The 6,000-nt window shown below is 43.5% G+C and carries 4 protein-coding genes; 3 read left to right on the forward strand and 1 reads right to left on the reverse strand.

From position 1 onward, the window contains the following. The first annotated feature begins 58 nt into the window (after positions 1 to 58). From Q4533_RS17160 to Q4533_RS17170, 3 genes are all read left to right on the forward strand, one after another. Positions 59 to 799, forward strand: a complete 741-nt coding sequence (locus Q4533_RS17160; protein ID WP_102437007.1) for a fumarate reductase cytochrome b subunit — start codon at positions 59 to 61, stop codon at positions 797 to 799. 84 nt (positions 800 to 883) lie between these two features. Then, entirely contained in the window at positions 884 to 2,875 is a 1,992-nt protein-coding gene (locus Q4533_RS17165; protein ID WP_303503488.1) for a fumarate reductase flavoprotein subunit, read from the forward strand. Continuing rightward, positions 2,875 to 3,612, forward strand: coding sequence for a fumarate reductase iron-sulfur subunit (locus Q4533_RS17170; protein WP_102437003.1), 738 nt, complete (start codon positions 2,875 to 2,877; stop codon positions 3,610 to 3,612). Before Q4533_RS17165 ends, Q4533_RS17170 begins: the two co-directional genes overlap by 1 nt. Positions 3,613 to 4,641: 1,029 nt before the next feature. On the opposite strand, the gene Q4533_RS17175 is transcribed toward Q4533_RS17170, so the two are convergent. Next, positions 4,642 to 5,601 carry an integron integrase gene (locus tag Q4533_RS17175; RefSeq protein ID WP_303503490.1) on the reverse strand — a complete coding sequence of 320 codons (960 nt, stop codon included), beginning with the start codon at positions 5,599 to 5,601 and terminating at the stop codon, positions 4,642 to 4,644. Between the last annotated feature and the right edge of the window lie 399 nt (positions 5,602 to 6,000).

Below are 6,000 nucleotides of genomic sequence, written 5' to 3' on the forward strand. Positions count from 1 at the left end.
CCGTTTGTGAACTTGATATGGTCATAAGTCATATTGAATTTACAGGACGTGCAAATTTATGGCTGATCAACCCGCTCTTGAAGCGCTAACCTCTGCAGCAAAAAAGACCAGCGGATTCTCTCATCCTGTATGGGCCGCTCGGGCCGATATGCTTCAAAGTGCAACTGGCCTGTTACTTGGCATATTCATCATTATGCATCTGCATTTTGAGTCGAGTATTTTGATCAGTAAAGAAGCCTTTTATCATGTAGGCCACTTCTTAGAAGGGGGCATGTTCAGTGAAACTGGCCATGGCTTTCCTGTTCTGACTAAATTCATTTCGGCATTTATGCTGATAGTCTTATTAATCCACGCTGTATTTGCCTTACGTCGCTTTCCTGCACAAATAAAGCAATGGCGGGCACTTAGAAGTCAAATGACCATTATGCCTCACCAAGATACTAAAATTTGGTTTTGGCAGTTAATTACGGGTTTTTTACTGTTCTTTCTCGCCCCCGTTCACTTGTTTGACATGATCACCAATCCTGAAATCGGCCCGCATTTATCGGCTGAGCGTGTTTACCACCAAGATGTGTGGATGCTGTATGTCTTGCTATTACCTGCTGTGGTATTGCATGCCATGTTTGGTCTCTATCGCCTAGCGGTAAAGTGGGGCGTGACCACAAAGCGTATGGCGGCGCTTAAGCTTGCCAAAATAATGGTGGTTTACTTAATGATTATTGGTATCGCAAGTTTATTGACCTACATCTTTATTGGGCAATCGTTGGAGTTACCCGTAACGCCTTTTGTACCGAGTTAAAGACACAGTGACTGTGCACAGTCATGCACCATTGAGTTTATCGCTTAGAAATACAAAGCCTAATACCGTATTAAAGGAATGCCAGTGAAAATTATTTATACAGATTCATTAGTTGTCGGCGCCGGTCTTGCTGGTTTACGTGTGGCAATCGCCTCCAAAGAGCGTGGTTTAGATACCGTGGTGCTGTCATTAATACCTGCCAAACGTTCCCATTCTGCTGCAGCCCAAGGCGGTATGCAAGCCAGCCTTGGTAATACAGTTAAAGGCATGGGTGACGATGAAGACGTCCACTTTCAAGACACAGTAAAAGGCTCTGACTGGGGCTGCGATCAAGATGTGGCGCGCATGTTTGCCCATTGCGCACCTAAAGCGGTGCGAGAACTTGCTAATTGGGGCGTGCCTTGGTCACGTATTAGTGCTGGCGATCGTGAAGTGGTGGTGAACGCCGAAAAGGTCACCATTACTGAAGCCGAGCAAGCCCACGGATTAATTAATGCCCGTGACTTTGGCGGGACTAAAAAATGGCGTACTTGCTATACCGCCGACGGCACCGGCCACTCACTACTGTATGCCGTTGACAACAAAGCCATTGAAATGGATATTCCTGTCCATGAACGCATTGAAGCATTATCGCTTATTCATGATGGCAAACGTTGTCACGGCGTCATTGCCCGTTGTCTCATTACGGGTGAATTACGTGCCTATATTGGTAAATCAACGACGATTGCAACAGGCGGCTATGGCCGTATTTATGAAGTCTCTACCAATGCCATTATCTGTGAAGGCATTGGCCAAGCATTGGCGTTAGATACTGGCGTTGCCACATTAGGCAATATGGAAGCGGTGCAATTTCACCCAACAGCGATTGTACCAGTGGGGATCTTAACCACGGAAGGTTGCCGAGGTGATGGCGGCTTACTGCGAGATAAAGACGGTCATCGTTTCATGCCAGATTATGAGCCTGAAAAGAAAGAGCTCGCCTCTCGAGATGTGGTCTCACGGCGCATGACTGAACATATGCGTAAAGATAAAGGCGTTGATAGCCCTTATGGGCCGCATTTATGGCTTGATATCACTTTGCTTGGGCGCAAACACGTTGAAACCAACCTTAGAGAAGTGAAAGAGATTTGTGAAAATTTCTTGGGCATAGATCCTGCCAAAGACTGGATCCCAGTGCGTCCGACTCAGCATTACTCAATGGGCGGTATTCGTACTAATGCTACCGGTGAAAGCCCGCAATTAGCAGGCTTATTTAGCGTGGGTGAGGCTGCGTGTTGGGATATGCATGGCTTTAACCGTTTAGGTGGAAATTCTCTGGCTGAAACTGTAGTTGGCGGTATGATCATCGGTAAGTACGTGGCTGATTTTTGTGAAAAGAACACCCTTGAAATCAATACAGCCGAAATTGAAGCCAGCATGGCTAAGATGCAGCAAGAAATCAACGGCTTGTTAGTCGGTAAGGGCACTGAAAATGTGTTTGATATCAAACTGGAAATGCAGCGCATCATGATGGATTACGTAGGTATTTTCCGCAATGGTCCTGAGCTTGAAAAAGCCATTGCTGAATTAAAAGAATTACTGGTTCGCAGTAAAAGTATTGGCCTTAAATGTAAAAAACGTCATGGGAACCCTGAGCTGGTGGAAGCGTTACGTGTGCCGCGTATGCTGCGGGTTGCCTTAACGGTTGCGTGCGGCGCCAATGCCCGTACAGAAAGCCGCGGTGCCCATGCTCGTGAAGATTACCCGCAACGTAATGATAAAGAATGGCTCAACCGCACTTTAACAACTTGGCCAGACGAAAACGCCCTTGAGCCCAAGCTAACTTACGAGCAACTTGATGTGATGAAGATGGAGTTGCCGCCAGGTTATCGTGGTTATGGTAACGACAATGCCATTGCGCATCCTGATACTGCTGCCCGTGAAGTTGAAATTGAAAAAATCCTCGCTGAGCTGGGTGACGATGCAGACCGCGTTGAAAAACAAGCAGCCGTTATGCCATTTGATTTACCAGAAAGCTTGCGTCCGCGTAATGAAAGATTAAGTGACACCTTTTTGGCGTCAGGAGAAAAGAGCTAATGACCAGCCCACGAACTATCAGTTTTAATATCTTTCGTTACGATCCACAAGATCCAAGCGATAAACCTAAAATGGTCACATATGAGCTCACTGAAGCGCCTGGAATGACAGTATTTATTGCGCTTAATATGCTGCGTGAGCAACAAGATCCTTCACTGCAGTTTGATTTTGTCTGCCGCGCAGGGATCTGTGGCAGTTGCGCTATGGTGATTAATGGCAAACCTACATTGGCTTGTAGAACCTTAACCGCTAATTTCCCTGACGGTAACATTACCCTAATGCCGTTACCGGGTTTTGAGTTAATTGGTGACTTGTCAGTGAACACGGGTAAATTCATGCGCGAGCTAGCTGAGCGACTGCAGTTATGGTTGCAACCTGATGCCAACGATATTGATATTCATCGCTTAGAAACGCCAATGGACCCTGCTGAGGCGGCTAAGTTATATGAGCTTGAACGCTGCGTTGAATGTGGTGTTTGTGTGTCTGCATGTGCCACTAAGCAAATGAAAGACAGTTTTGTTGGCGCTGTGGGGATGATGAAAATCGCCCGCTTTGAAATGGATAGCCGTGATATTCGCAGCGCAGAAGATTTCTATCATGTGATAGGTAATCAAGATGGCGTATTTGGCTGTATGACCTTACTTGGTTGTCAAGATGCCTGTCCTAAAGATCTGCCGCACATGCAACAGATTGCTTATTTACGCCGTAAGATGGCACAAACCATAGTGAGCTGTTAATTTATTCAGCTTAATATTAAAAGCCGCTTATCAATTAAGGTAAGCGGCTTTTTTGTCGATGGGTTTAGCTGTTAACTAGATGCTTAACTAATAGTTGGAATATGAAATAAGCTTTGCCCCATTCCTTGTTTGTCATTTTGATCAAATCAATGTCGTGGCGCTTAGTTCACACCTGATTTAGACCGTAAGTTTCCTTTCTGTATTTCCAAACTCCGTTTGAATCTAAGTCGTGGCGCTTAGTTCACACCTGATTTAGACCGTAAGTTTCCTTTCTGCATTTCCAAACTCCGTTTGAGTCAAAGTCGTGGCGCTTAGTTCACACCTGATTTAGACCGTAAGTTTCCTTTCTGTATTTCCAAACTCCGTTTGGATTAAGATCGTGGGTTTTCCACCCACACCCGACCAAAAGGGGAAAAGCGCTTGTTCCCCTTTTGGATATCCCCCAGCGCCCCGACGAAAAATGCTGAAAAGCGCATGATTTTCGATGGGGATTGATCCAGCTTTTGACTTCGTTTGTAGCCTTCCTCGGTCTTATTCGAAAATGCTAACGCCTCAGATGCGCCATCCATGGCTTAACTGAGGCTATGTTGGCATCCATGCCAACCTCACGCTATTTTCTTTAACGTCCTCAATTCAAATTGAGCCTTTTAGATTTTTATATTTAGATATTTTTATGCTTATCATTACCACAAATACAGTCAAATCGAAGAGACAATAATCCCAGTGTAGATGCGTTCAAGACCTTCGAAAACATGGATGTTTTCGCAGAGCCCACAGGGATGTGTTCACGGCGTGTCTTGGATGCATCTGCACATTAGCCTGCGGCAGGCAATGGATTAAATTGAAGTAATGGACTACTAAAAAAGAGCCAATATAAACGAAGTATAACGTTGGTGGTCGTAACACGTTTTTGCCCCATTATCATTTAGAACAATGACTCATTCTAATTTTGTGTTTCTGTGTTTGCCTTATATTTACTAATGCAGAAAGCAAAAGATATGGCTTTAGTAGCTAGCCTTGTTGTATGCCTTAAAGACTATCGAGAGGACTTATGACCCCAGTATGATGGCCACCAACCACATGGGTATATATTTCGGTTGTTTTGACATCACTGTGTCCCAATAACTCCTGGATGGTACGAATGTCATGGCCTTTGAGTAATAAAGATGTTGCAAACGAATGGCGGAAAGTATGGGCGGTAACGCGCTTATCTATACCACTGTTAGTGGTAGCTTGCCTTAATGCTCGCGAAAAAGCCGTTGGATGAATATGGTGTCTGCACACGTAGTTGTCACTTGGGTGCATACAACGGCGGCTAGCAGGAAAGATATATTGCCAATGAAACTTAGAAGCATTACTGCGATATTTTCTGATGAGAGAGATGGGCAATGAAGCAAGTCCAAAGCCATCTGACAAATCCGTCTCGTGGAGCTTTTTTACCAGTTTCATTTGTGACTTTAGAGTATCAATCAATCCGTTAGGAAGCATACAAACTCGATCTTTTTGCCCTTTACCTCGGTACACAAAGATAGATTTAGTGGTTAGATCAATATCTTTTACCCTAAGTTTTAGGGCTTCCTTTAATCTTAGGCCTGAGCCAAATAGGATGGCACCAATTAAATAGTGGTAGCCTGAAAAATTGTTGATGATCAGTTTTGCTTCTTCGTTAGACAATACCTGCGGTATTCGTTTAGGGGCTTTTGCATAGGGAAATTGTAACTCATTGGACTCAACTTTTAACACATGGCGACAAGCAAATACAATGGCACATAGGGCCTGTTTCTGGGTGCTCGCCGACACTTTACACTCGACTGCTAAAAAGCAGAGAAATTGTTCAATCAAAGCGGGGCTTATATCAGCGCCATGACGAATATTACAATGTCGAATGAAATAACGGTTCCAATAGAGGTAGGATTTTTCTGTTTGATAGCTGTAATGGCGTACCCTGATCTCTGCCCGTATAGCCTCCAAAAATGTTAATTGCCCCATAACCGTCGCCTCACCAGTGAACTGTATATATATACAGTTATAGTTCAAGTTAAGATAATTACTATGAAAAAGATGCATAAATCGTTTGATTGGCGCATCGATAATACTAACTTTTAAAAATTAACTCATTATTATCAATTGTTTGTAATATTTATAAAAGTGTTATGCAGACCTCGTAAACATCTATGCATCTTTTTTATCTTCTAAATTGTCATATTTCTTCTGTATTTTTTGTTAAAAAATATATTTACAACAAATACTTACAAGTGATAGTTTGAAGAAAAGACTTACAAGAAAGCAGGAGGTTATCCTGCTGCTAATCAATAAGCTGTTCTTGACCTGCGGTAGACGATTTTTAGCAAAAAAGAAGTGATATTTAAGTCTAACCGAAGGAATAGA

It is taken from the genome of Shewanella sp. 6_MG-2023 (genome assembly GCF_030547195.1).
Classification (GTDB): Bacteria; Pseudomonadota; Gammaproteobacteria; order Enterobacterales; family Shewanellaceae; genus Shewanella.

Coding starts and splice junctions, on each gene's coding strand:
- Q4533_RS17160 (WP_102437007.1), top strand. CDS start 59: ATGGCTGATCAACCCGCTCTTGAAGCGCTAACCTCTGCAGCAAAAAAG.
- Q4533_RS17170 (WP_102437003.1), top strand. CDS start 2,875: ATGACCAGCCCACGAACTATCAGTTTTAATATCTTTCGTTACGATCCA.
- Q4533_RS17175 (WP_303503490.1), bottom strand. CDS start 5,601: ATGGGGCAATTAACATTTTTGGAGGCTATACGGGCAGAGATCAGGGTA.